Source organism: Stieleria maiorica (genome assembly GCF_008035925.1).
In the GTDB taxonomy this organism is placed as follows: domain Bacteria; phylum Planctomycetota; class Planctomycetia; order Pirellulales; family Pirellulaceae; genus Stieleria; species Stieleria maiorica.
The window spans coordinates 7,631,864-7,656,562 of sequence record NZ_CP036264.1; the positions used below are offsets into that span (position 1 = coordinate 7,631,864).

The 24,699-nt window shown below is 59.8% G+C and carries 22 protein-coding genes; 8 read left to right on the plus strand and 14 right to left on the minus strand.

All coding sequences use genetic code 11. The annotated features are described in order from the left end of the window. Window positions 1-7: 7 nt before the first annotated feature. From Mal15_RS25920 to coxB, 5 genes are read right to left on the minus strand one after another with little or no spacing between them, the layout of a single operon-like run. Entirely contained in the window at window positions 8-1,081 is a 1,074-nt protein-coding gene (locus tag Mal15_RS25920; RefSeq protein WP_147870404.1) for a c-type cytochrome, read from the minus strand. After that, window positions 1,078-1,752 (minus strand): cytochrome c oxidase assembly protein, encoded by a 675-nt coding sequence (locus Mal15_RS25925; RefSeq protein WP_233903036.1) that lies wholly within the window; start codon window positions 1,750-1,752, stop codon window positions 1,078-1,080. The genes Mal15_RS25920 and Mal15_RS25925 overlap by 4 nt, the downstream gene beginning before the upstream one ends. Continuing rightward, entirely contained in the window at window positions 1,752-2,138 is a 387-nt protein-coding gene (locus tag Mal15_RS25930) for a hypothetical protein (protein ID WP_147870406.1), read from the minus strand. Before Mal15_RS25930 ends, Mal15_RS25925 begins: the two co-directional genes overlap by 1 nt. 5 nt (window positions 2,139-2,143) lie before the next feature. Further along, window positions 2,144-4,660 (minus strand): cytochrome c oxidase subunit I, encoded by a 2,517-nt coding sequence (gene ctaD, locus Mal15_RS25935; protein ID WP_147870407.1) that lies wholly within the window; start codon window positions 4,658-4,660, stop codon window positions 2,144-2,146. Further along, window positions 4,657-5,604 (minus strand): cytochrome c oxidase subunit II, encoded by a 948-nt coding sequence (gene coxB / locus Mal15_RS25940; protein WP_147870408.1) that lies wholly within the window; start codon window positions 5,602-5,604, stop codon window positions 4,657-4,659. The genes ctaD and coxB overlap by 4 nt, the downstream gene beginning before the upstream one ends. 342 nt (window positions 5,605-5,946) lie before the next feature. Between coxB and Mal15_RS25945 the strand changes: the two genes are divergently transcribed. Further along, window positions 5,947-7,002: a sodium:calcium antiporter gene (locus Mal15_RS25945; protein ID WP_147870409.1), complete on the plus strand. Its 1,056-nt coding sequence runs from the start codon at window positions 5,947-5,949 to the stop codon at window positions 7,000-7,002. A 209-nt stretch (window positions 7,003-7,211) separates the two neighbouring features. On the opposite strand, the gene Mal15_RS25950 is transcribed toward Mal15_RS25945, so the two are convergent. Then, the gene (locus Mal15_RS25950; RefSeq protein WP_147870410.1) at window positions 7,212-7,781 is read right to left on the minus strand and encodes a c-type heme family protein; all 570 of its coding nucleotides are present in this window, start codon (window positions 7,779-7,781) and stop codon (window positions 7,212-7,214) included. 329 nt (window positions 7,782-8,110) lie between these two features. Here Mal15_RS25950 and Mal15_RS25955 point away from each other — a divergent pair, with 329 nt between their 5' ends. Continuing rightward, entirely contained in the window at window positions 8,111-8,530 is a 420-nt protein-coding gene (locus Mal15_RS25955; protein WP_147870411.1) for an RrF2 family transcriptional regulator, read from the plus strand. Here the strand turns inward: Mal15_RS25955 and Mal15_RS25960 are convergent. Further along, the gene (locus Mal15_RS25960) at window positions 8,514-8,972 is read right to left on the minus strand and encodes a GyrI-like domain-containing protein (protein WP_147870412.1); all 459 of its coding nucleotides are present in this window, start codon (window positions 8,970-8,972) and stop codon (window positions 8,514-8,516) included. The genes Mal15_RS25955 and Mal15_RS25960 overlap by 17 nt on opposite strands. 58 nt (window positions 8,973-9,030) lie before the next feature. Next, on the minus strand, window positions 9,031-10,812 hold the full coding sequence (locus tag Mal15_RS25965) for an NADPH-dependent assimilatory sulfite reductase hemoprotein subunit (RefSeq protein ID WP_147870413.1): 1,782 nt from the start codon (window positions 10,810-10,812) through the stop codon (window positions 9,031-9,033). A 315-nt stretch (window positions 10,813-11,127) separates the two neighbouring features. On the opposite strand from Mal15_RS25965, the gene hmpA reads away from it, so the two are divergent. Beyond that, window positions 11,128-12,363, plus strand: coding sequence for an NO-inducible flavohemoprotein (gene hmpA / locus Mal15_RS25970; RefSeq protein ID WP_147872536.1), 1,236 nt, complete (start codon window positions 11,128-11,130; stop codon window positions 12,361-12,363). Window positions 12,364-12,555: 192 nt separating this feature from the next. Here the strand turns inward: hmpA and Mal15_RS25975 are convergent, their stop codons facing one another. From Mal15_RS25975 to Mal15_RS25985, 3 genes are read right to left on the minus strand one after another with little or no spacing between them, the layout of a single operon-like run. Continuing rightward, complete coding sequence (locus tag Mal15_RS25975; RefSeq protein WP_147870414.1) at window positions 12,556-14,487, minus strand: aconitate hydratase; 1,932 nt, start codon at window positions 14,485-14,487, stop codon at window positions 12,556-12,558. 12 nt (window positions 14,488-14,499) lie between these two features. Beyond that, window positions 14,500-16,026 carry a bifunctional aminoglycoside phosphotransferase/ATP-binding protein gene (locus tag Mal15_RS25980; RefSeq protein ID WP_147870415.1) on the minus strand — a complete coding sequence of 509 codons (1,527 nt, stop codon included), beginning with the start codon at window positions 16,024-16,026 and terminating at the stop codon, window positions 14,500-14,502. Further along, a complete protein-coding gene (locus Mal15_RS25985; RefSeq protein ID WP_147870416.1) occupies window positions 16,016-16,219 on the minus strand; it encodes a hypothetical protein in 204 nt (67 codons plus the stop codon). Before Mal15_RS25985 ends, Mal15_RS25980 begins: the two co-directional genes overlap by 11 nt. Before the next feature lie 512 nt (window positions 16,220-16,731). Between Mal15_RS25985 and Mal15_RS25990 the strand changes: the two genes are divergently transcribed. Beyond that, window positions 16,732-17,796: a DUF1593 domain-containing protein gene (locus Mal15_RS25990; protein WP_233903037.1), complete on the plus strand. Its 1,065-nt coding sequence runs from the start codon at window positions 16,732-16,734 to the stop codon at window positions 17,794-17,796. Window positions 17,797-17,816: 20 nt separating this feature from the next. Here the strand turns inward: Mal15_RS25990 and Mal15_RS25995 are convergent, their stop codons facing one another. Then, the gene (locus tag Mal15_RS25995) at window positions 17,817-18,824 is read right to left on the minus strand and encodes a hypothetical protein (protein ID WP_147870418.1); all 1,008 of its coding nucleotides are present in this window, start codon (window positions 18,822-18,824) and stop codon (window positions 17,817-17,819) included. Window positions 18,825-19,543: 719 nt separating this feature from the next. On the opposite strand from Mal15_RS25995, the gene Mal15_RS26000 reads away from it, so the two are divergent. From Mal15_RS26000 to Mal15_RS26015, 4 genes are read left to right on the plus strand one after another with little or no spacing between them, the layout of a single operon-like run. Further along, a complete protein-coding gene (locus Mal15_RS26000; RefSeq protein ID WP_233903578.1) occupies window positions 19,544-20,596 on the plus strand; it encodes a DUF1559 family PulG-like putative transporter in 1,053 nt (350 codons plus the stop codon). Continuing rightward, window positions 20,593-21,237: a PepSY-associated TM helix domain-containing protein gene (locus tag Mal15_RS26005; RefSeq protein WP_147870420.1), complete on the plus strand. Its 645-nt coding sequence runs from the start codon at window positions 20,593-20,595 to the stop codon at window positions 21,235-21,237. Before Mal15_RS26000 ends, Mal15_RS26005 begins: the two co-directional genes overlap by 4 nt. Window positions 21,238-21,245: 8 nt before the next feature. Further along, window positions 21,246-21,770: a DUF2271 domain-containing protein gene (locus Mal15_RS26010; protein ID WP_147870421.1), complete on the plus strand. Its 525-nt coding sequence runs from the start codon at window positions 21,246-21,248 to the stop codon at window positions 21,768-21,770. Window positions 21,771-21,803: 33 nt separating this feature from the next. Then, the gene (locus Mal15_RS26015; RefSeq protein ID WP_147870422.1) at window positions 21,804-22,607 is read left to right on the plus strand and encodes a DUF4198 domain-containing protein; all 804 of its coding nucleotides are present in this window, start codon (window positions 21,804-21,806) and stop codon (window positions 22,605-22,607) included. Between the two features lie 18 nt (window positions 22,608-22,625). Here Mal15_RS26015 and Mal15_RS26020 read toward each other — a convergent pair whose 3' ends face one another. Continuing rightward, window positions 22,626-23,894: a PQQ-binding-like beta-propeller repeat protein gene (locus Mal15_RS26020; RefSeq protein WP_147870423.1), complete on the minus strand. Its 1,269-nt coding sequence runs from the start codon at window positions 23,892-23,894 to the stop codon at window positions 22,626-22,628. 99 nt (window positions 23,895-23,993) lie between these two features. After that, window positions 23,994-24,689, minus strand: a complete 696-nt coding sequence (locus Mal15_RS26025) for an RNA polymerase sigma factor (protein WP_147870424.1) — start codon at window positions 24,687-24,689, stop codon at window positions 23,994-23,996. Window positions 24,690-24,699: the final 10 nt, after the last annotated feature.

The following is a 24,699-nucleotide window of genomic DNA, read 5'->3' on the forward strand; positions in this document are numbered from 1 at the left end:
CTTTCACTCAATCATCTCGCGACGTCGGCGGGTCGCGATGCAGCGATGCGAAGTAGCTTGCAAGCTGTTTGGATTGTCGTTCGTTGATCGCGTCGGAAATCTTGTGCATCAGGTTGCCGCTGTCGGATCCGCCTCGTGTACGCTCGCGAAACAGTCTCAGTTGACGATCCAGATACTCTGCCGGCTGACCGGCCAAAATGGGATACGCGGGATCGTTCGATTCACCATGGCAATCGGAACAGACTGCGATCTTCAGCGTGTCGTCTTGCTGCGAGAGCAATTCACGGCCTGCCTGGACCTCCTTGTCATCAAGATCCGGTTGCGGGCCGGCGGGCGGGGCTTGCGATGCATACCACTGGGCGACGTCGTCGATTTCGTCATCGTCCAGTCGGGCGGCGATCGGTTCCATGACTCCGCTGTGTCGGTTCCCACGGGCGAACGCACGCAGTGAATCACGCAAGTATGCTTCGTTTTGACCGGCCAGGATCGGCACGCGAGCACTGCCGCATCCAGATCCATCGTCGGCATGGCAAACCGCGCACGCTTCGATCACGATCTCAGGCGCATCGGTGTTCTCTTCCACGGCGAGCAATTCATCGTAGCTTTGGGCGCTCATGCCGCCCGCCTGTTTCAAAAACGCGACCAACGGCCAGATTTCATCGTCACGTTGCTCGGTCGGCCACGCGGGCATGCCGGTGAATTTGATTCCGTGTTTGACGATGTAGAACAGTTGATGCGTTTCCCAGTGGTCGACGACATCGGGCAAGAACGGTGGGGCGGGCGTCATTCTGGACGTCGCGCGTGGCTGAACTGATCCCGGCCGACCGTGACACCACTGGCAATTGGATTGGTAGGTCCCGGCCCCCAACGTCAACATGCCGGGTTCATCTAACATCGGAACTTCAATGCCTGCGCTGTGCGTTGAAATCGAACGGTCGCTGGCGAAATCCAGAATCCAATGGGTGATCGGCCAATGCCCACTGCTGGCTTTGACCGGCACGATCCCGGTGACCAGCGCGAAGATCCCGAGGACGGCGACGAACAGCCCAAGTAGTGTCAGTTTCTTAAAAAAGTCCTTCATGTTGATCTCTCCACGATTGCCGGTTGAACGATCGAATTGCCGTCTCGCGACGTGGCGTCCGTTGCACGGTTTCGCAACAGGTCTCCTGTCAAGACGAGCCCGCCGGCCAAGTAGACGATCCCGCCGACGACCAGCATGATCGCGCCACCGAGATGCTGATCTTCCAGGGGAGTCAAGCCGCTCAATCCGTGCGGGTGTTGAAACAACAGCCGGGGAGAGAGGGCAAGCAACGCGCCGAGCAGCGTCATGTGCATCGATGTGAGTAACAATCCGACGACGCCGGCGGCGCTCCGCCCGCGTGAACGTGGCCGATCGCCTCCGAAGGCCGACAACCAAACCCACACGCCCGCGGCCAGAAAGCTGGACTGTTCCACGACGAAACCCGACAGGTCATGCCGGGCCCAATGATGCAGGCCGGGGCCGTGCCAGGCCCAAACGATGACCAGCTCGCCGACCGACGCCGGGATCGGAGAAAAGAACGCCGGGCACTTTTTGACCGGATCGTAGCGCAGACCCGACGCCGCGATCGATAATAGCGGCGCGGCGATCGCGACGATCAACATGTGCAGCGTCATGTGTGCGGCGAACGAGTTGCGGGCAAGACCGGGAAGCGGGCCCAGCCAAGCGAGCGCCAACACCATCCAACCGAGATTCCACAGGAACAATCGCATCAGTGACAGGTCCCCACGAAAACAAGCACCAACGCGGTGAAGACGGTCGCAACCGCACTCAACAATGCCAACAAGAAGGTTGAAAACCCGATCATCCGCCGCTGAGCGTCCCGGCCGGAATCGTCATGCGACGTGAATTGACGACCGTGATGATGATGACGAAAGCCAATGACCGCGATCGCGACAATCAATAGCAGTGCGATGACGGTGTAAATCATCACGGCAAGTTGCACTTCACCTGCCGAACCATCCGAATCGGCGAACTTCGCACAAAAAACCGCTGCGGTCATGTAACTGGCCAGGAAATGCATCGCCCAAATCGCCGGGGCGCTGACGATCGCCCACAACGGCGAAATCCGGTTGTCGTGCAAATTTGATTTCGACATCGTCATCACCTCGCGACCATCGGAAACGCGGCGACCACCAACCACGTGATCAAGCTGGTCAGAGCGATGAAGTGCCAGTACAACGTGACGTTGACGATGTCGGCGTCATAGCGCGCGGTCATCTTGCCCGCCATTCGTCGCGCCGCACAGTACAGCTGCATCACAATCCCGACGACAACGTGCAAGGCCGTCCACAGGACCAACACCCACACGATTGCCGGATAGACGTGCGAGGTTGGGTCCATCGCATGGCTGGACGGTCCCATCAGCAAAGCCCAGACGCCCGCCAGGCTGAGCGTGACGCCGAAAGCGATCGCCCCGTAAAACATCGGGCCGCGATCCTGGCGATTCCATGTCCGTGCCGCCATCACCGCCAACCAGACCAACGTGATCGTCAGCAGTGCCGCGGTGGGGTAAATCCAACCCGGTCCGTTCGAACCTTGTGGCGGAAAATCCTCTTGAATCGTCCAGTAAAAGAAGTAACCGAATACAAGTGAAATGAAGGCGGTCATGTCGCCCAGCATCGTGATGAACATTGCCCACCAGCCCACGGCGCGGGAACCGGAGACATAAATCGGGAGCGTCACACCACGACCGACGTCTTTTTCGTGTTTCTCTGGGATCCACGCCGTCCCCGTCCACAACCAGACCAGGATCGTTGCCACCGCCAGCACGCCACTGATCGCTGCGGCAACGTACCAGTGGAACGTGGACAAGATAAAAACGCCGCCGGTAAACACCGCCGCGAGATGTGTCAGGAACGTCGGCCCGGGAACCCGCAGGCACTGAATCGGTTCCGCATCGACGACCGATGTCACCAGGGTTTCGCGTTTTCCTTCGTCCGCACCGGGTAGATAAAACCGCCCCTCGTCGACATCGTCAACGAACCGTTCTTGCTCCCACAGCGGGTAGCGCGTTTCGACAATCGGAATGCTGCGGACACCCCAGGGTTTATCCGGCACTTCGGCCAACCATTCCAACGTTCCCGCATTCCAAACGTTGCGCGGCGCGAGTGGCTGGCGCGATTTGGGCCTGAGCACGTCCCACAGGAAAACCAGGAAACCCGCTGCCAACACGAATGCGCCGATCGTCGAAATCAGATTCAATGTTCCGACGTGCAGCTCGGCCTGGTAGGTGTAAACTCGCCGCGGCATCCCCAGCAAACCGCTGAAGTGCATGGGGAAAAAGCTGATGTTGAAGCCGATCAGCATCAACCAAAACGCACTCCGCCCCAAACGTTCGGACAGTTGTTTTCCGGTGACCGCCGGATAGTAGTAATAAACGCCGGCCACAATCGGAAAGATGGTTCCGCCGATCAACACGTAGTGCAGGTGCCCGACGATGAAGTACGTGTCGTGTGCCTGGTAGTCGAACGGAGCGACGGCGACCATCACGCCGGTCAGGCCGCCGATGATGAACGTCGCCAGTCCGCCCAGAGTGAACAATAAACAGACCGACTTGGTGACGCGGCCGACCAACAGCGTGGCGATGAAACAGAACAGCTGAATCCCGGTCGGGATTGCGACGGCTTGTGATGCGGCCGAAAAGATGCCGATGGAGATCGCCGGCAGCCCCGTCGTGAACATGTGGTGGACCCACAAGCCGAAGCTCAGGAATCCGGTCCCCACGGCCGCCAGCACGATCCATCCGTAGCCCACCATCGCGGTGCGAGCAAATGTCGGCACGATCATCGCAAGCAGAGCGACCGAGGGCAGAAAGACGATGTAGACTTCGGGATGGCCGAAAATCCAAAACAGATGCTGCCACAACATCGGGTCGCCGCCACGCGAGGCATCGAAGAACGGCCAATCGAGCGATCGTTCCAGTTCCATCAACAAGTCGCCGGCGATCAACGGCGGAAACGCGAACAAGATCATCACGGCGACGACCAGGATGTACCACGCGTACAGCGGAATCAGGTTCAATCGCATTCCCGGTGGGCGGCACTTCAGGACGCCCACGATCAATTCAACCGCCGCGGCGATCGACGCCACTTCGATAAACGACAATCCCAACAGCCAGATGTCCACGCCGACGCCGGTTTGATACTCCGTCGTCATCGGCGGGTACATGAACCATCCGCCCTCGGGAGCCACGCCGAAGAAGATCGATCCGCAGACAAAGACGCCACCGATCAGGAAGCACCAGAACCCGTACGCCGAAAGTCGGGGGAACGGCAAGTCACGCGCACCGAGCATCTCGGGCAGCAATAAAATCGAAATCGCTTCCAGGATCGGCACGGCAAACAAGAACATCATCACGCTGCCGTGCATCGTGAACACTTGATGGTACTGATCCGCGGTCAGGAAGTCGTTTTCGGGAACCGCCAGCTGAATCCGCATCAACAGCGCGAGGATTCCGCCGAACAAAAAGAACGTGAACGATGCGACCACGTACCACAGTCCGACTTCGGAGTTGTTGACGGCCGACCAGTATCGCCACCCGGTCGGTGTCCGCCATGCATCGAACAACCGCTTGGCGTCGGGGTCACGGGATTCGGTGGTGGTCGCGTCGGCAGTCAATGCAGTTGCTCCAAGTACGCGACAATGGCATCCACCTCGCCTTCGTCGAGCGATTGAAACGCCGGCATCGTCACCCCCGGTTTGACGTGGTGTGTCTCGGTGATCCAGCGACGCAGGTTCTCGGTATGATTCGGCTTGATGGCGGCGCCCAGGCTGATGCGGCTGGCCAGATGTGTCAGATCGGGACCGACCCTGCCCTGTGCCTCCGTGCCTCGGATCGTATGACAGGCGCCACAGCCCTTGCGTTTAAATAACACGCTTCCACGGATCGCCGGTTGCTGTGCCGGTTCTCGAGCCTCACTGCGTTGACTGCTCAGCCAATCGTCAAACTCCGGCCGCCGCATCACGATCACATCGAATCTCATCTGGGCGTGGGCCGTGCCGCAGTACTCGGCGCAGACCCCGCGGAACGTACCAACCCGTGTCGGGTGAAGTTTCAAACGGGTCATGCGCCCTGGAATCATGTCCACCTTGCCGCCGAGGGAAGGGATCCAAAACGAATGGATCACATCTTCGCTGGTCAACTTGAAATCGACCGCTTCGCCGACGGGCAATCGAATCTCATTGGCCGTTTCGATCGTTTGGCCATTGTCGGTTCGATACTGAACGCGCCACCACCAACGCACGCCGCTGACCTGAACGGTCAGGCTTCCCGTCGGCGGAGGTTGGTGAAGATCCGGCAGCATCGCCAACGCGTAGCACAGCAGCGATGACAGCACAATCGTCGGAACGACGGCGCCACCGCCGATCACGAGCGTCTTGGTCAATCGAGGGCGGTGTCCCCTGGGAACTACGATCGAATAGACCGCCAACCCGATGACGATCAACCAGATCACTACCCCGCCACCGACCATCCAATGGAACAGATCGGCGATTCGTGCGGCACCGACTCCCGCCGGGTCGAGCGCCGATTGTGAAACATCGTCGATCAATTCAGGACGCATGACGGCTGGATCGGATTTGACCAGGTTGCACGAATTCGGACCATCGCAGCGGCGTCCTCCGAGGACTGGCAACGCTTTCACCGACGACGAGAAAACGGTTAGCGCTGGCACGCAAATGTCATGCCCACAAAACGACGGTGGGCGACGAAGAAGGCACTCTGCAACCGCGGACCACTGTGACCGGGCGGCTGGATCCGTTTTTCGTTCTCTGCGCGGCTCGCGGTCATCGGCTGGGAGCGGCGGCCAGCCGACCGGCGTGACGGTTCGCGAAGGAAAATTCGCTGGCCGAGAAACGCTGTGACGCCGCCGCTCGGTATGCGTGTTGCTGCGGGAGAATCGGTCATGAGCTTCGAAGACTATTCCATCGGCGCCAATCTTTCCGTGTTCGCTGTCGGTGCGCTGTTGGTGTGGGGAGCAGGAACCAAGCTCAGCAAGTACGTCGACTTGATCGCGGACCGGACGGGGCTGGGCAAAGCGTTTGCCGGTGCGCTGCTGTTGGGTGGCGCGACGAGCCTGCCGGAATTGGCCACGACGCTCACCGCCTCGTCTTCCGGTGCCGCCGAGCTTGCCGGGACGAACCTGTTGGGGGGCGTCGTGATGCAGATCGCGGTGCTCGGTTTGATCGACGCGTTCGTGTTGCGCGGTCAACCGCTGACGCTGTTTTCACCACGGTCGTCGTTGCTGATGGCGGGCATCATGCTGATCGGGCTGGTCGCGATGGCATCCGCCGCGGTCACGAGCGGCGAACTCTATTCGTGGAAAGGCATCGGCATTTGGCCGATCGCGTTGTTTGCCGCCTACCTGCTTTCGATGGGCGTGATCTACCGCTACGAAGGCGATCCGCGATGGGAGCCGCGCGGCGAGATCGCTCAGCCGCCCGAGTCTGCCCGCGACCTAAAGGACGCGCACCGGGACGCTTTCAAAGGCGTCTCGATGGCGCGGTTGGTCGCTTCGTTCCTGCTGGCGTCGTTGGTGGTGCTCGTCGGCGGGTTTCTTGTCGCCCGAGCCGGCGAAACGATTTCGGAGCAAACCGGGATCGGGCAAAGCATCATCGGTGCGACGCTGGTTGCCCTGGCGACCAGTTTGCCGGAGGTCAGCACGACCTATTCCGCCGCGCGATTCGGGGCCTACAGCATGGCCGCGGCAAATATCTTGGGGACCAACAGCCTGGAGATCGCGCTGTTCTTGCCTGCCGAACTCGCCTATCGAGAAGGCCCCATTTTTGATGCCATGCAACCACCGGTCGCGTTTCTCGGCGCGCTCGGGATCCTGGTGACTTGCTTGTACCTGTGGGGGATTCTCGAACGACGCGACCGGACGATCCTGGGGATGGGAGTCGACTCCTTTGCCGTGCTGACCGTGTACGCCGGTGGCATGGCGATCTACTGGACGCTGTAGGCGGTTGAGCTGCCGGTGTACCAAGTTATCAATCCGAATGAATCAAAACCACATGAGCCGACGGCGCCAGCCGCGGGCCCGTGCTCCACCAGGATTCATGCGAGGCCCGCGGCTAGCGCCGACGGCTCACTTGTGCCAGGCCCGAGGCTAGCGCCAACGGCTCACAAGAAACGCGCCGAGCGACTGTGAGCGGCAAAGCGACTCGAGGTTCACTGATCGAGCCTGAGCGGCATCGAAATCAATAGCCCCGCGGTTCGGTCTTCCGTGCTGGTTCGGTGTTTGACGTGACATTTCAAGCATTGTGACGCCAGACGGATCGGGCCGGCGAATCGATAGCGAGATGGCTCGACCGCTTCGTGCCGGGGCTTCCCTGCCTTGAGCGCGACGACCGCCGCCTTTTCGAATTCATCGTCGGCCTGATGGTCAACGTTGACGATGTCGGTTTCGACGATCAGCCATTTGAGTTCCACGGAGTATTGTTCGGCCAATGCGTCAAAGACGTCTTCGAGCGAAGCGGACGGGATCGCGTGGGCGTCGTCTTCATCAAACAGGTCTCGGTGAGCCACCTGCAACGCTCCATGCATCGATTCGTAGAGCAACACGGCCCGCGCACGGGCTTCGGGAACAGTTGTCGAGGGTGGGACCTCTGGGGCGGCCGCTTGCCCGTGTGCCACCGCCGCAGGCTCGTTGGCCCTCCCCGGCGACTCGTCGACAACCAGCACCAGGATCGAGATCGTCAGAATGCACAAGGAAAACGCGAGCCTTGTTGGATTTTTCATTTTCGGTCCTCGGCCTGGTTCGGGCCTTTCTCAGCGATTTTGGATTGGCGGGCTTGATGCTACAATCGCGGCATCGATCGTGATTCGGGTTCCAACTTCCTGGGCGGGGGTTGTTGATGCCCCTCAATCGGTATTGGTGCCTGCGGCGTGAGGCTGTCGCGGGTGTTCGTGTCGGTTCCCGTTGGCATCGGGAGCCGCTCGCTCACGCTTCCCGCTGGCATGGGATCGGACGTGGAAGGTGGGTACCGGTGATCGGCATTGGCCGGCACTGCCGGGCTGAACAACGCCTCATCTTGTCTGTTTCACCCGACCCGACTGTTGCGATTTCCATGAAGCTGACCACTCAGACCGATTATGCGTTGCGCACGTTGATGTTTTTGGCGACGCGATCGTCTCGCGCAAACGTACGTGATATCGCAACACTGTTTGGGATCTCGGTCAATCATGTGGCGAAGGTCGTCAATTTGCTCGCACGCGAAGGCTACATTCTTAGCACCCGAGGCGTCGGCGGGGGGATCGAATTGGCGAAGCCAGCGGAGGAAATTTCCGTCGGGCAGGTCGTCGCTGCCATGGAAACCGACATGCATCTGCTTTCCTGTGTCGGCAGCGATGACTCCTGTGTCATCCATTCGTTCTGTAAGCTCAAGGGCGTGTTGGCCGAAGCCGAGCGCGTGCAGCGCGAATACCTTGACGGTGTGACGCTTGCGGACGTGGTCCCGACGCGTCGGCAACTCAATCGTGTGCAGTAACGCATTGATCTGTGAGCCCGATATAGATGGCCACCGAGCTCGGATCGGCCGGATCATGGATCTCGAAATCGGCGAGAAAGTTGCGGCGTAAGTTGCCCGATCGGATCTGTTGCCAAGTTTCAGCCAAGGAGCCCGGCTGGTCACCGCGGGACTGAAAAACGGCGTAGGTGCCGGCGGGAATCTCACGGATGGCAAACCCTTCCTCTGGACAGCAGGCGTCGAACACTTCGCAGCCCAGAAAGTACGTGCGGGCCCCGGAACGATCGCCTTCGTATTCCAGGTAGGCCGCGATCAGAAAGTCATCGACACGCTCGGGCATGTCGTCGATCAGGCCCTCGGAATGGAACCGCTCCCACAGGGCGCTGATCTGATCGTCGCACTCACCGGAGACGCGCGTTTCGATTCCATAGAGCATTCGGACGGGGTGTGTTTCGATCTTCACCGTTGGGCGACTCCTGACGCTTGAGAATCCGGACTTTGACTCGCAGGGGCGGGCCTGATTAATCGGCGACCTCGCAGGGTCGGGACAGTTCCTCGACACCGATCCGGTCACAGAAATCACCAAAGCTTTCGCCGGCGGCTCGCTCCTGTTTGAATCGAAGGAACACCGGCCGCAGCGTCACCGCGATCTCACTGCGCGGCACTTGATCTTTGTAGATTGCCGCCATCTGGTTGCCGCGAAGATTGCCGCCTAGGAACACGGTGTAGCGACCTTCGCCGGTTTTTCCATCCATGCTGCGCCCGACCAATCCGACATCGGCGTTGTAGGGTCGGGCACAGCCATTGGGACATCCCGTCATGCGAATCGAAAACTGCTCGGCGGACAGGCCCAAATCGTTGAGTTCCGCTTCGAGATCATCGATCACACCCGGCAACGCTCGTTCGCTTTCGGTGACGGCCAGGCCACAGGTCGGCAGCGCCGGGCAAGCAAAGGAGAATCGACGCGCATTGCTGATTTGTTCAACCGTCACAACACCGTGGTCGGCCAGGATGGATTTGATGGTCGGTCGTTGCTCCGGTGCGATGTCGCACAACAAGAGGTTTTGCTGGGCGGTCAGCCGGCAATTGGAAACATGGTGGCGAAACAGTTCGCGCAGCGCCGTCTTGAGTCGCAAATCACCTTCGTCCTTGACGCGTCCGTTTTCGATCGGCAGCCCCAAAAACCACTTTCCGTCCCCTTGTTCATGCCAGCCCATGTGGTCGTCGTGGCCGGTCACGTCGTCGGGGTGGGGATCAGGCAACGGTCGTGGGACCGTTCCACGGGGCATGCCACAGATCGACTCGGCCTGGTCGAGGTATTGTTCGACCTTGGTCTTGAACGCCGGCAATCCCATGTCGGCGATCGTGTACTTCAGACGTGCCTGGCTGCGGTCGGCGCGGTTGCCGAGGTCCCGCTGCACCATGATGACCGCCGTGATGACGGCCCGCAGATGCTGGGTTTGAACAAACGCCAGACGCTTTGCCAATGCCGGAAAACATTGCTTCTTGCTGGGCGTTGTCCCCATCCCGCCGCCGACCAAGACGTTGAACCCGATCAGCGTGTCGCCTTCGGTCACTCCCAGAAGTCCCAGGTCGTTGTCGTAGACGTCGATGCAGTTGTCGCTGCACAGCGCCAATGCGATCTTGAATTTTCTCGGCAGGTAGGCTTCGCCGTAGATCGGGTCGTGCTCCGAGTCGTCCGGTGCGCCGACGACTTGCTCACGCCGGCCGGTTTCCGGGTCTTTGATCCATATCTCGTGATAGGCACCGGTTCTGGGGCGGACATGGTCGGCGATTTCGTCGGCTAATTGCTGCAGCTGGTCTCGCAAACCGTCATGCCGCAGCGGAGCCGGGCAGCAGCACACGTTTCGTGTCACGTCACCACAAGCCGATTGCGTGGACAGCTTCATCGCGTTGATCCGATGAATCACGTCCCACAAGTTATTCTTGACCACCCCGTGCAACTGAATGCTCTGCCGGGTTGTGATCCGGATCGTCCCGTTGCCAAGTTCGTCGGCGATGTCGAGTTCGCCGAGAAATTGCGCGGCGGTCATCTTTCCGCCGGGAATGCGATTGCGAACCATGAAGGAATACGCTTTGCCGAGTCCTTCTTTTCGTCGCGACTTTCGCAGATCACGATCGTCCTGCTGGTAGGTCCCGTGAAACTTCAACAGCTTCGTCGTCGCGTCTTGGACATGGTCGGTGGAGGAATCGGCCAGCTCGGCCGCGATGCTGCCACGAAGCCCGTCGCTGGCTTCCTTGATCAGTTCAACTTTTGACTTCTTGCGTTCTTCTGTGGGCATCTAAGGTCTTCTCGGGGCGCGGTTGGACGCCAGTGTTGTAAACATGCATGGGGAATACATGTTTTAGTCGCGGCGAAGACGAAATGTCAACGGCAGCCCGTCAACATCGGCAGCCAGTCAACATCGGCAGCCCGTCAACATCGGCAGTGTCAACCGTTCGGCAGAGACAACCGGCTGTTGATGCTGGCACGATCGACAGGTGGTGTCGACACGATCCGGTTCTCCCGGTTGACGCCCAATGCATAAACTATACACTGGCATGCAGATTTGGTGTTTCCTGTCATGTTTTCCCGCCAAAACGAGCTGCCGAACAAGATGCTGAGCGAACAAACGATTCGAATCGTCAAAGAAATCACCCCCCTGGTCGCCGCCAATGCCGAAACGATCACGCGGCGATTTTACGAGCGGATGTTCCAGGCCAATCCCGAGGTCAAGGCGTTTTTTAATCAATCACACCAACACACCGGCGGCCAACAGAAGGCGTTGGCCGGGGCGATTTGTGCCTATTTCACGCACATCGACAATCCCGCCGTGCTGATGCCCGCGGTCGAACTGATCGCCCAGAAACATTGTTCGTTGGGCATCAAAGCCGAACACTATCCGATCGTCGGCAGCAATCTGCTCGCGGCGATCAAAGACGTGATGGGCGACGCGGCGACCGACGAGATCATCGACGCCGTTGCAGAAGCGTACGGTTTCTTGGCAGACATCTTCATCGGTCGCGAGTCAGCGATCTACCGGCAGCAGCAGGCGGCACCGGGCGGCTGGAACGGGACACGGACCTTTGTCGTCACCAAGAAAGTCGCCGAAAGTGACGTCGTCACTTCGTTTTATTTAACGCCCGAGGACGCGGGGCCACTGCCGCCGTTCAAACCCGGTCAGTACATCACGGTTCACATCGATCATCCGCACACACCAACTTCCCCACGCAACTACAGCTTGTCGGATCGTCCCGGTCAACCGCACTATCGCATCAGCGTCAAGCGCGAAGAAAGGCTGACTGCCGACGCGCCCGACGGTTTGATCTCCAGCCACCTGCATGACGCAATCGACGAAGGCCACCACATCAAACTCGGACCGCCTTGTGGCGAATTCACGGTGGACCCTGCGGCAGTGGCCCGGCCGGTCGTGTTGCTCGCCGGCGGTATCGGAGTGACGCCGCTGTTGTCGATGGCGAAGTCGATCGCCCATGCGAATCCCGACGTGCCGATCTACTTCCTGCAAGCGGCGCGCAATAGCCGCGTTCACGCGTTCGCCGACGAACTCCGCAATCTGGCCGAAGTTGCGTCGAACGTGCAGACCCACGTCGTCTACGATCAGCCGTTGCCGGGGGACGTCGAGGACGGAAGGTGTGATGCGGTCGGAGTCGTGACGACGGAGTTGCTGCGTGACTGGACGCCGTATGCGGACGCCGAGTTTTATTTCTGCGGACCCAAACCATTCATGCAAAGTATCCACGCGAGCCTGCGGGAACTCGGTGTCGATGAACACCGCGTGCGTTACGAATTCTTCGGGCCGAAGCAAGAGCTGGATGCCGCAGTCCCCGCGTAACACCACCGCGAGTGATTGGCCAATTCGATCGCGAAAGGGGGGGCGGCCTGTTGATTGAGTGAGCCGACGGCGCTAGCCGCGGGCCTAGCGGTGCCAGCATCACCCTTCGAGGCCCGTGGCTAGCGCCATCGGCTCACGATCGTTTCGGTTGCGATTATTTCAACAGGCCGCATGCACCTCGAAGCCGCACGCCTAGATTCTCGATCGCATCCAAGGGATCAGCCCACCGGCGATCAGCACGTCTTGTTGTCGCTGCGAGAGGCCATGATGGGCAGTCAGGCGAGTTGATCGAGTTTGATTGATGACGGTGACATCGATCCCGGCGCGAAGTTGTTTCGCCGGCTGGTCGATCGATAACACGTCATCGGATTGGAAGTGCTCCCGTGCGGATTCGATCGTGAGTGGCAGAATGCCAAAGTTGATCAGGTTCTGCCAGTGAATTCGTGCAAAACTTTCGGCGATGACCAGTCGTAAGCCGAGAGAGTGTGGAGCGATCGCTGCATGTTCTCGGCTGGAACCCTGGCCGTAGTTGACACCGCCGACGATCGCGTGCACGCCCTCGTGGGCTTTGGCTCGATCGACGTAGGATGGATCCACGTCGATGTAGGTGTAATCGGCGATGCGGGCAATGTTGCTGCGGAACGGCAACACGCGGGCTCCGGCCGGCATGATTTCGTCGGTGGACACGTTGTCGCCGACCGACAGCAGGATCTTCACCTGCAGCGAATCGGCAAGCGGTTGGAATTCGGGCAGCGACTTGATGTTCGGGCCTTTGACCAAGTCGACCTGTTCTCCAGCAGAAGAGCTCGGCGGTGGAGTGAACTGATCGGTGTTGATGATCGGCTTATCAGGATCTTCAATTCTGGGATAGCGCCCGTCCATCTCGCGTGGATCGGTGATTTTGCCGGTCAGGGCCGATGCGGCGGCGGTTTCGGGACTGCACAAATGCACGGCGTCTTCGCGGGTGCCGCTGCGTCCGGGGAAATTGCGGGGGACGGTTCGCAGGCTGATGCGGTTGGTCGCCGGTGCTTGCCCCATCCCGATGCATCCGTTGCAACCCGCCTGGTGAAGTCGTGCACCGGCCTGCAGCAAGGAAAGCACGTGACCGTCGCGGGCGAGGTTTTGCAAGATCTGTCGCGAGGTCGGGTTGATGTCCAACGAAACGCCGTCGGCGACGCGGCGTCCGGAGACCATTTCCGCAACGACCGCAAAATCACGGTAACCGGGATTGGCACTGGATCCGACGTAGGCTTGATAGATCGGCTTGCCGGCGACTTCGCGAACCGGGACCACGTTCCCAGGACTGGTGGGAAGCGCGATCAACGGTTCGAGCGTGGACAATTCGATGACGTCTTCGCGATCGTAATGCACCCCCGGTTCGGCAGAGATTTCGATCCAATCCTGCTCACGTCTCTGGGACCGCAAGAAACGCCGCGTTTGTTCGTCCGAAGGAAACACGCTGGCCGTCGCGCCCAATTCGGCGCCCATGTTGGCGATCACGTGCCGATCCATTGCCGACAATCCACTGAGCCCCTCGCCGCTGTACTCCAGAATCCAACCCACGCCGCCTTTGACGTCGTGTCGTCGCAACAGCTCCAAGATGATGTCTTTGGCGCTGACCCAATCGGGCAACTCACCTTCCAAACGCACGTTCCAGACACGCGGCATTTTGACAAACATCGGCTCTCCGGCGATCGCCATTGCGACTTCCAGTCCGCCCGCCCCGATCGCCAACATACCCAGCGCGCCGGCGGCGCAGGTGTGCGAGTCAGAACCGAGTAGCGTCGCACCGGGCTTGCCGAAACGCTCCTGGTGAAGCGGGTGGCTGACGCCATTGCCGGGGCGGCTGAACCAAAGTCCGAATCGCTCTGCGGCACTTTCCAAAAAGAGATGGTCGTCCGGGTTTTTATGGTCTTCTTGCAGCAAGTTGTGATCGACGTATTGAACCGACACGTCCGTTTTCGCGCGGTCCAACCCCATCGCTTCGAGTTCAAGCATGACCAGCGTCCCGGTCGCGTCCTGTGTCAATGTCTGATCGATTCGCAGTCCGATTTCACTGTCCGGATCCGGCGAACCGGAAACCAAATGGCTTTCAATCAGTTGATGGGTGATGCTTGAAGCCATGACGCTGCATCCTTAGATTATCGCGGTGAGCATCTTGATATTCTCTTCGACGCGGTTTGTGGTGTCGAGCACTATCCCGCGCAGATTTGCCGGGAAGTCCGCAGACTCGCTGCGCTGCCTGCGATAGATGGTCTGGTCGGCTTCCGAAAACGAATCGCCTTGTCGCTCCCGTCGGCGAATCCGATCGATGGCGACGTCATCGGGGCAAGCACACGTCACCGTCACCACGTTGCCACCCGCGTCGTGAAGTCGGTCTATCGCTTCTCGCAGCAGTTCGGGGGCCAGAAAGGTACCATCCAGAACGACCGGGCATCGCGTTTGGAGTTGCTGTTCGCCTTGTCGGAACATTTTCTGATAAACCAAGCGGCGAGATTCAACATCGTAATTCGCGTTGTCGCCATCGAAACAAGCGCGACGAATCTGATCTGTCGCCAGGTGAGCTGCACCGATCGAATCGGCGATCCGCTCGGCCAGCGTCGTTTTCCCTGTGCCGCTGAGTCCACGAACGATCAATGCGAGTGGATCGTCGAGGCGACGGGCGTATTGGTCGGCGAGTTTCAGCAACTCCATCGCTCGGTGATGCGCGTTGTGCTCCGCGTTGCCCGTCGTCTGGTCGGTTCGCAGCGCGGCAACCTTTGCTCTCACGCACGCCCGATAGGTGCGATAGAAGTCGAGTAGTCGTTTGTCCGGTGAATCATCCAAGTGATCACAGACACGCTTCAACACGCGTTCGCCCAGGTCATGGGCGTTCAAGTGATCGCATGTGGTCGCAAAGAAACACAATTCATCCGCCGTGTCGACCAATCGAAGTTCGCGGCTGAATTCGATCCCGTCGATCACCACGGGCGGATCGGTCATGTAAACGTGCTCGGCACGCAAATCACCATGGCCTTCGACGATGTGTCCGTCGGTGACTCGCTTTTTTAGGATCTCGTCACCATGTTGAAACAGAAACTGAAGTTGTGCCGCTTGAACGCGGTGGATCAATTCACCGGGTAACTCGTGTCGCCGCGCCACCAGTTCGCCACCATTGTCAACGATGTGTTCGCGGTAGCGGTCCACGTAATTCGGCATTTCCACCGCAGGCAAACCGCGGTAGAAGGCACCGAGCATGGACGCGATGTCTTCGGCATGCCGTTTGTCGGACTGGCCAACAAGGACAAGTTGTTTCAGGCATCGGTCTTCGGGCAACCGCCGCATTTTAACCAGCCAATCTTCAGCCGGTGCGTCGCCGCCGATCATCCAGCGACCGCAGCGGTGACGACCGATCGACACGACGTCCAGGTAGACATCGGGCGCCAGTCGCCGGTTGAGTTTAACTTCCGCACGGCAGGCCCGTTCCCGATTCTCCAGCGTCGAATAATCCAGAAAGCCGAGGTCCACCGGTTTCTTCAACTTGTAGACATGCGAATCCGTCAAGAAAACATAGGAGATGTGCGTCTCGATCAACTCCGGCGTCTCGGTCGCTTCAGCGTACGTCTTCGCACCGCGCAGTGCGTCGACCGGCTGCTGAATCATCGCGGGCGAATCAGACAGCATGTTGATCCCCGTTGTCGTCCCAGAAATATTTTGGCCAAAGTAGAGATTGCACCGCGCCGGACAGGAATGCGAGTCCGAGTGAGCCGAGTACCGACAGCAGAACGATCGCGAGTGTCAATGTTGATTGAACGATCGTCGCCAAGCTGAGAACTGCGTCGACAATGACAAATCCGAATGCGGTCAGTCGTGACATCGGAGTCTCCGAAAATAAGACGGTTGCGATTCTTGCCCTTGGAACCAGTCAGGCTACGTCAATGAACGAGCACGCTGGCTGGTTTTGTGTCAGCTTGGTTTGTCGCCGAGCTCTTTTTTTGTTCACTACCGCCGGGAGGTTTTTTGACACACCGCTTGCGACGCCGAAGTCGACGATACGCACGATCGCTAGCCCTTGCGGTTTCCTCCGCTGTGGAAGGATGAAATAGGCGGTCGAGCAGTCTCCTATTTGAAGTCATCAAACGCGTCGAAACGATGCGTGAATTCAAACCAGACGAAAGCGTCCACCGATGCAAACGATGCGCCGAAGAATTGATTTCGACCTGCACGATCGCCGGATTGCACCCGGAGCAGAGGTGCAATCGCTATCATTGTCCATCAGAGGCCCATGAAGTTTGCGTGGGGCGACGAGTGGCTTGTTGCGTTGCAAGGGGATGAAAGATGTATCCGGCACGGTGGGAAGGATTGTTGAAAGGATCTTCGATGATGTGCATGACACGACGCGGTGTTCTGATTGTGTTCGGGTTGCTTGTTCTCTCATTCGATGCGGCCGGTGCCGATGAACGTCCACGACTGGCGGTTTTGACGGACATCGGTGGCGATCCCGACGACACTCAATCACTGGTTCGGTTGATGGTCTATGCCAACGAATTTGAGATCGAAGCGTTGATCGCCAGCGCATCGGGGACACCGGGCGAATTGAAGCAATCGGTCACACGAACCGATTTGATTCTGGACGTTATCGATGCCTATCAGATCGTGCGTCCGAATCTTGCGCGTCACGCCGACCGATGGCCCGAGGCGGAGCAACTGCGGCGGGTCGTCCGGTCGGGCAATCGTTTTCGTGGGCGAGAGGCGATCGGCCAAGGGCATGACACCGACGGATCCGCGTGGCTGATCGAACGCGTCGACGACGGCACACCTGATCGACCGCTGAACATTGCGATCTGGGGTGGCCAAACGGACCTCGCCCAAGCGTTGTGGCGGGTCAAGCACGACCGCGGCGCGGACGGGCTGGCAGCGTTTGTCGCCAAGCTGCGGGTCTATGACATCGCCGATCAGGACGGAATTGCGTCGTGGATGTGCGAGTCATTTCCGGGCATGCACTACATCCTGAATCGCGCGCCCGAGGGACAAGATAAACGCAAGGCGACTTTTCGCGGCATGTATCTGACCGGCGATGAATCCCTGACCAGCCGCGGTTGGATCGATGAGAACGTTCGATCCCGCGGCCCGCTCGGTGCGCTGTACCCGACGAAAACGTGGACGGCTCCCAATCCACACAGCTGCATGAAGGAAGGTGACACGCCGTCGTGGTTTTTCTTCTTGCCGACCGGAGGCAATGATCCGGCCGATCCGACCAAGCCGGGTTGGGGCGGCCGCTTCCAACGACAAGCCGACGGATGGTATCGTGATCTGCCGGCGACTGATTCGTTTGACCCGCGGTCGACCGTCAGCCGCCACCGGGCCGCATTCCAAATGGATTTTGCCAAACGGATGCGTTGGTGTCTGGCCGATTCGGCCACCGAAGGCGTGCAGGCCGGCGGTGGCCGATGAGCGGCGCTTCGTTTCTCGATTTAGCGAAGCTCGATCACGGTGCCGTCGATTGCGATCGACTTCGCCACCATCAGGATCTGGTCGTTGGAGCGAACCGGAGTGCCGACGATCGTGATCGTCGACTTCGGAGTGATTCGGGAATCAAACGTCGACACCGGTCCCAAGTCGACCAGCATTCGGGAACCATCACTTTCGACAATCGCGATGTACTTCGGGCCGTAGTCGAATTGCACCTCTTTCAGGTCGATGACCGTCGCCTCAATCGATTCTTCGAAGCTCCGATCGATGCGGAGGACTTGATCGCCGTTGGTGGCCGAATTGGCGACTAGCAGTTGCTTCTCGCCGATCTGTTCGGTCCAGCCAGTGGCCTTGACGTTGGCGCCGACCGTCAGCCCCAGTTGGTTCGCACGGTCGACCGGTCCCAGGTCGACGCCGTCAACCGATGGCGCCCCGCTGCGGAGATCAAGCTTGGCAATCAGGTGCTCCTTGCCGCCGACGCGCGACTGTTTCAACGCGACCACTTCGCCTTCGACGGTGACCGATTCCACCGCCCCGACGACGCCGGTTGTGGATGCTTTTGGACGCGATTCTTCAATCGGGGAAGTGAGCGTCTGGGTCTCGACGACCGTCGGGTAGGTGTAGGACGGAACGATCGTGTAGTAGTCGTAGAACCACGCGGTCGCCGGGGCGTTGTTGCGGAAACCGTACCAATCGGATCGTGTCCCCGCTTGCGAGGAGACATCGACATCGAACCGGCCGTCGACCGCAGCGGCGCGATCGCTGGCGATTTCATTTGCCGCGGCGCGGTTTTCAGCCACCGCCGCGTTGTTCATCGCGCGGGCGGCACGATTGAACGCCCATTGCGGGTCCACACCGTTGCTGCGAATCCATGGATTAAGTTCTTGCCAAGCCTGCTGCGTAAAGTAGCTGGCCCGTTCCATTCGACGTTCAGCGCGACGTTCCAGTCGGTCGGCCCGTCGTTCGAGTGCACGTTCGGTTTGAGCGTGGATCGAGCTAGCACCCACCATGGACATGGCTCCGCAAAGAGCCAGCGTGAGAGAGTGAGTCTTAGTCATTTCGTGGTTACCTGTTGAGGTTGAGTGAGGTAGAAAACAAGGCTCCTCGCGATTTGCAAAACGTGTGCCGATCGCGTGGCACCACAGAGGCCGATGCCGGCAGTTCGCGGCGGAGATCGAGGGGCCAGCGAGTTTCCACGCCGAAAACCTTGCCGCCGAATCAATGCACGCGGATGGAGTGGCGTTCCATCGGCCAGCGCAGCTGGTCGTCGCGTGACCATCCTGGATCGCCGGAGAGCGAAACGGGGGCGAGGTTGACGCCGCCCGGCGCTTTCCCCGGGGGCCTCTTGCAGGTAAATCGATTGCGGCTATGATTCTTGCGATTGATTCGCAATAGCATCTTGCATGCGGATTCACAGCCAGCGACGCGCTCTCTTCTGGACCGCTAGCCAGCCACGCTCGCCCCGCTCGGGAAACCGTTTTCCGAGCCGGATCCCTTTGTGGGATCCCCCTCGCTGTGCCTGACCCAGATTCGGAGCCCTATTATGCCGTGCTTTCCGGCCCTCGCATTGATTTCACATCCGGTCGTCCCCGCCCCCCCAGGGGACGGTGGTTCGTTTGGTGATTTGATGTTCGACCGCCCTTCGCGTCGCTCGACTCTCCTGCCAGCCGCGTTGCTTCAGAGCAAACTCACGCCCGCTTCATCGGACGGAGCAGACACTTCATCGGACGTGGCAGGGCGACCGGGGGCGACGCCGTCACGGACGTCCCGTCGACGGCGCGAGGCGTTCACCTTGGTCGAATTGCTGGTCGTGATCGCCATCATCGGCATCCTGGTCGGCCTGCTGTTGCCGGCCGTCCAAGCGGCCCGCGAGGCGGCGCGGCGGATGTCGTGCAGCAACAACATGAAACAGATCGGACTGGGGCTGCAGAACTATGCCTCGACCTACAAGGGGCGTTTTCCCAATGCCGGATACAACGGGATTCGCTACCTGAATGATTACTCGCCCCAGGCCAAATTGCTGCCGTTCTTGGAGCAACAGAATCTGATCAATCTGATCGACTTTGACATCCAGATGGGCCATCCGGGCCGCGATGATCTGCCGCAAAAACTGCACGAAGCGGCCCGCACGGTCGTCCCGACATTCCTGTGCCCGAGTGACCCCGAAGCGCCCACGCACATGTTGACGATGCCTTCGGGGGCGGAGATTCCGATCGCCGGAACCAATTACGGCATGAATCACGGCAGCGGCATGGATGGAAACTTCCACCCTGTCTATGAAGGCGACGGGCTGTGCTGGGCAAACGCCGAAATCCGTTTCGCGTCGATCTTGGACGGCACCAGCAACACGCTGGTGTTCGCCGAGACGATCCGCGGACCCGGTGGCAACATGTCGGTCTTGCCGAATAACCGCATCACCTCCCAAAGCTATCGCACCGCGATGAATCCGAGCAGCTACTTGGACGAAATCGACTCCGACGACTTCGACACGATCTTCAACGCGACGACCGATTGGGATGGTGGCCGGCATGAGTATTGGCTTCGCGGCACCGTGCCCAATGGTCCGTTGGTGATCGGCCGCATGCCGCCCAACTCCCGCGTTCCCGACTTCACGTATCGTTCCTCCAAGATCAACTCCGCACGTAGTCACCACACCGGCGGCGTGATGGCGGTGTTTGCCGACGGCAGCGTGCATTTCATCACTGACTCGATCGACCGCGAGATCTGGCATGCGACCTGGACTCGCAAGGGGAATGAAGTGGAGACGGTGTCGACGCAATGAGCACATCGGCGACAACGGCTCGTAAGCGAAAACGCAGTCGTCGATCGATCTGGTTGCGGTTCCTGATCCACTCGCACTGGATGAGTTCCGCGATCAGCTTGATCGGGATGGTGTTGTTTGCCATCACCGGCATCACGCTCAACCACGCCCGTCAAATCGAAGCCGAGCCGGTAATCGAGAACCACACCGCTGATTTGCCGGCGAATCTGCAGCAAGTCCTTCGCGATCAAAGTCACGAGGAAACGGCTCCGCTGCCTGCGGAGCTAACGGCGTGGCTGAAGCGCCGGTTGTCCGTTTCCACCTCCGGCCGCGACGCGGAATGGTCCGAGGACGAGGTTTACCTGTCGATGCAAGGCCCCGGAAGCGATGCCTGGATCGCGATCGATCGGGCCAGCGGAGCGGTTGAGTACGAATCGACCAGCCGGGGCTGGGTCGCCTACTTCAATGATTTACACAAGGCGCGTCATACGCCAACGGCATGGGTCTGGTTTCTGGATGTGTTCGCCGTCGCGACGCTGGTGTTCTGCTTGACCGGCTTGTTGTTGCTGTACGAACGCGCCGACAAACGCCGATCGACTTGGCCCCTGGTCGGTCTCGGTCTGATCGCTCCCTGGATTTTGATCTTGATTTACATTCACTGAGAGTCCCAATGAAACAGCTCTTTCTACTCGCGCTGATGTCTGTGGCAGTTTCCTCGGTCTCGGCCGACGATCCCCCGCCCCGGATCGAAGTCTCTGTCAACATTCCTCGGCTGAACGTTTCGGAGTATCACCGGCCCTACGTCGCGGTTTGGATTCAGGACAAAAACCGCAAGGTCGTCGCGAATCTGGCGGTTTGGTACCAGATCCGAGGCAACAACAAAGACGAGGGAACCAAGTGGCTTCCCGATCTTCGGCAGTGGTGGCGACGCAGCGGCCGCAGCCTCGATCATCCCGTCGATGGCGTTTCGGGGGCAACTCGCCCGGCCGGAGAGCACACGTTGCAGTTCACCGGTGACGAAAAACGATTCGCAAACATGCGGCGCGGTGACTACGAGTTGGTCGTCGAAGCCGCCCGCGAAGTCGGCGGGCGTGAAATGGTGCAGATCCCGTTCTCATGGCCCCCGACCAAAACGTCCACCCAAACCCAATCCGGCGAAACCGAACTCGGTGACGTCTCGCTCACGATCCGTTGAACCTTCCACCACCACCTTTCCTGGAGAAACTTGATGACTCGATTCCTTCTTTCCGCGCTCGCCGTCGCCGTCATCGGCACCACCGGATTTGCGCACAAGGTTTGGCTGCGTCCCTCGCAAACTCAATTGTCCGGCGCTGAACCTTGGGTGACGGTCGACGCCGCGGTGTCGAACGACCTGTTTTACTTCAATCACTTCCCGTTGGGGCTGGATGGCCTGGTCATCACCGCTCCCGACGGAAACCAGGTCGAAGGCGAAAACCAATCGGTCGGCAAGTACCGCAGCGTTTTCGATGTGCCGCTGCATCAGCAGGGCACCTACCGGATCGCCATCGTCAATGGGGGCGTCTTCGCCAGCTATGAACAGGGCGGCCAGCGACGACGTTTCCGAGGCTCCATCGAATCGCTCGAAAAAGAGATTCCCGCCGACGCGACGAATCTGCGGGTGACCGAGCGACTCGGACGGATCGAAACATTTGTCACCAACGGCGCGCCGACCGACGAAGCACTCAAGCCCACCGGCAAGGGCGTCGAACTCGTTCCGGTCTCTCACCCCAACGATCTTTACGTGGGGGAAGAATCGACGTTTCGTCTGCTGGTCAATGGCAAGCCGGCCAAGGGATTGGAGATCGAACTCATCCGCGGAGGCACCCGCTATCGTGATGCACAAGATGAAGTGCACCTGACGACGGATGCCAACGGCGAGTTCAGCGTGACCTGGTCCGAACCCGGCATGTACTGGCTGGAAACCAGCACGGAGGACAAGGAAACGTCGGTTCCCCAGGCGACATCGCGTTACCTGAGCTACGCGGCGACGTTCGAAGTCCTGCCGCAGTAGCTCACCGGTCCGCCTTGGCTACGCATTGACGTCGTAGCAGAACACCTTGTCGCCTTCGCGGAGGTACAGTTTTCCGCCGACGACGACGGGGTGTGCCCAGCTGGGACGCTCGCCACTGTCGGGGACTTTAAAACTGCCTTGCTCGTCGTATTCTTCGGGCGAGGCAGGCACCAGCACGACGGTACCGTCGCTGTAGCGGATGAACAGTTTTCCGTCGGCGGCGGTGACGCTGGCCGACTTCTTGCCCGAGCCGCGGGATTTCCACTCGGTTTCGCCGGTCATCAGTTCGGCACAGAACGGGACGCCTTGGTCATCCGAATCGCCGTACAGGTAGTCGCCCACCAGCACGATGCCGCCGTGTTTGTTGCCCAGCTTGGGATTGGGCGGATAGATCTCGTCGACCGTCACACCGTCTCCCTGGGCGACTTGGCGCAGCAGCGCGCCGCCGGTGCCGTAGCCGGCGGAAAAGAAGACCAGGTCGCCCCTGACGATCGGGGTGGGGATCACGGCGGTGGTGCGTTGGATCTCGTAGGACCACAGCAGTTCTCCGTCGTCGGCACGCACGCCCAGGGCGCCGCTGCCGGTCGTCTGGACGTAGACTTTTGTGCCCTCGACGTCAGCGATGACGACCGATGCGTGCCCGGCGCCACGATCCTCCTCACGCGCGGTCGTCCACAGGGTTTCGCCGGTCGCTTTGTCGAGTGCCGCCATGGTGCACTGGGGGCCACCGGGGGTGCAGATCAGCTTGTCGCCGTCGATCAGGACGGATTCACTGTAGCCCCAGCCGTCGGCTTTCTTGCCGCCAAGATCGTCTTTCAGGTGCCGCCGCCACTGCTCCTGGCCGGCGGTGCTGAAGCAGATCAATTCGCCAAACGCGGTGACGACATAGACGCGGTCTCCGTCGACGGTCGGTGTGCTACGTGAACTCTGCCAAGATTCTTTGCCGCTGTTCCAAGGGACGCCCGTTTTGCTTTTCCAGAGTTGCCGTCCGGTCTTTTGGTCGAAGCACACCAGGTATTCGTCGTCGTCATCAGCGGTGGAAAGGCCATCGCCCAGGGTGAACAGTTTCCCGTCGGCGATCGCGACACTCGCGTAGCCCCGCCCGGCACCTTCGGCGGTCCAGACCAATTTGGGGCCATCTTCGGGCCACCGGTCCAGCAATCCGGTGTCGCTGGAAACGCCGGTTCGATCCGCACCACGAAACGTCGGCCAGTTGTCTTCGGCGAAAGAAAATGGCGGCACTGCCAGGACGGTGAGGATCGCAATGCAAGTCAGGTTACGGATCATTTTTGTGGGGCTCGATTGACGTTCGATTCGGAGACTCCGCGCAGCAGCACAGGTGAAGCGGGGGCGGGGAATGGAGGGGGGATCACGCCACAACGACCATCACGATCGTTTCAGTGCGAACGTGCTTCTGCGATACGGGATACAAGTCCTCAGCATATCGTCTATCTCTTCCCCATGTTCCTTTTGGAGCGTTTTTTTCAGCCCCGCGCGTGCCCGCTGAACGAGTGACTTCAGAGCCATCTCGGAAAGCATCAATTCCTGCGCCGCGGCCAGGTAGCTGTAGCCGTGGAAGTGCACCAGTTGCAGCGCTGCTTGCTGGCGCTGTCCGAGTCGGCTGATCGCTTGCTGGACCGCCACTCGGCACTCGCCGCGAATCACTTCGACGGCCGGATCCGAGTCGACAGAAACATCCAACGTGCACTGCGTCTCGGAAAAGACGTCCGGAATTCGCTGGAGTGGCACTTCACGCCGCCGGGCCAGTTGTCGATTGGTGTTGGAGACGACGTTGCGTGTGATGGTGTACAGCCAACTCGAGAATTTGGCGGTCGGCTGGTACGTGTGTCGGGACTTGTAGACCCTCAAAAAAACCTGCTGCGTCAGATCTTCGGGATCGACAATCCCCGGAGTCTGGAAATGGCGAATGAATCGCAGCACGGTCGCTCGATTGCGTTGCACCAGTCGCTCAAACACGTCGCATTCGCCGTTGCGGAGCCGTAACATCAGCTTGGCATCGATGTCATCCGGGGTGTGAAAGTGGCTGGGGGCGATCATGGAATCGATAGGCGAGGTGGGCAACGGCTCGTGA

Coding starts and splice junctions, on each gene's coding strand:
- Mal15_RS25920 (WP_147870404.1), bottom strand. CDS start 1,081: ATGAAGGACTTTTTTAAGAAACTGACACTACTTGGGCTGTTCGTCGCC.
- Mal15_RS26005 (WP_147870420.1), top strand. CDS start 20,593: ATGAGCACATCGGCGACAACGGCTCGTAAGCGAAAACGCAGTCGTCGA.
- Mal15_RS25980 (WP_147870415.1), bottom strand. CDS start 16,026: ATGCTGTCTGATTCGCCCGCGATGATTCAGCAGCCGGTCGACGCACTG.
- Mal15_RS25990 (WP_233903037.1), top strand. CDS start 16,732: ATGACACGACGCGGTGTTCTGATTGTGTTCGGGTTGCTTGTTCTCTCA.
- hmpA (WP_147872536.1), top strand. CDS start 11,128: ATGCTGAGCGAACAAACGATTCGAATCGTCAAAGAAATCACCCCCCTG.
- Mal15_RS25985 (WP_147870416.1), bottom strand. CDS start 16,219: ATGTCACGACTGACCGCATTCGGATTTGTCATTGTCGACGCAGTTCTC.
- Mal15_RS25930 (WP_147870406.1), bottom strand. CDS start 2,138: ATGTCGAAATCAAATTTGCACGACAACCGGATTTCGCCGTTGTGGGCG.
- Mal15_RS25965 (WP_147870413.1), bottom strand. CDS start 10,812: ATGCCCACAGAAGAACGCAAGAAGTCAAAAGTTGAACTGATCAAGGAA.
- Mal15_RS25995 (WP_147870418.1), bottom strand. CDS start 18,824: ATGGTGGGTGCTAGCTCGATCCACGCTCAAACCGAACGTGCACTCGAA.
- Mal15_RS26015 (WP_147870422.1), top strand. CDS start 21,804: ATGACTCGATTCCTTCTTTCCGCGCTCGCCGTCGCCGTCATCGGCACC.
- Mal15_RS26010 (WP_147870421.1), top strand. CDS start 21,246: ATGAAACAGCTCTTTCTACTCGCGCTGATGTCTGTGGCAGTTTCCTCG.
- Mal15_RS25925 (WP_233903036.1), bottom strand. CDS start 1,752: ATGCGATTGTTCCTGTGGAATCTCGGTTGGATGGTGTTGGCGCTCGCT.
- Mal15_RS26020 (WP_147870423.1), bottom strand. CDS start 23,894: ATGATCCGTAACCTGACTTGCATTGCGATCCTCACCGTCCTGGCAGTG.
- Mal15_RS25950 (WP_147870410.1), bottom strand. CDS start 7,781: ATGAAAAATCCAACAAGGCTCGCGTTTTCCTTGTGCATTCTGACGATC.
- Mal15_RS25945 (WP_147870409.1), top strand. CDS start 5,947: ATGAGCTTCGAAGACTATTCCATCGGCGCCAATCTTTCCGTGTTCGCT.
- coxB (WP_147870408.1), bottom strand. CDS start 5,604: ATGCGTCCTGAATTGATCGACGATGTTTCACAATCGGCGCTCGACCCG.
- Mal15_RS25955 (WP_147870411.1), top strand. CDS start 8,111: ATGAAGCTGACCACTCAGACCGATTATGCGTTGCGCACGTTGATGTTT.
- Mal15_RS25975 (WP_147870414.1), bottom strand. CDS start 14,487: ATGGCTTCAAGCATCACCCATCAACTGATTGAAAGCCATTTGGTTTCC.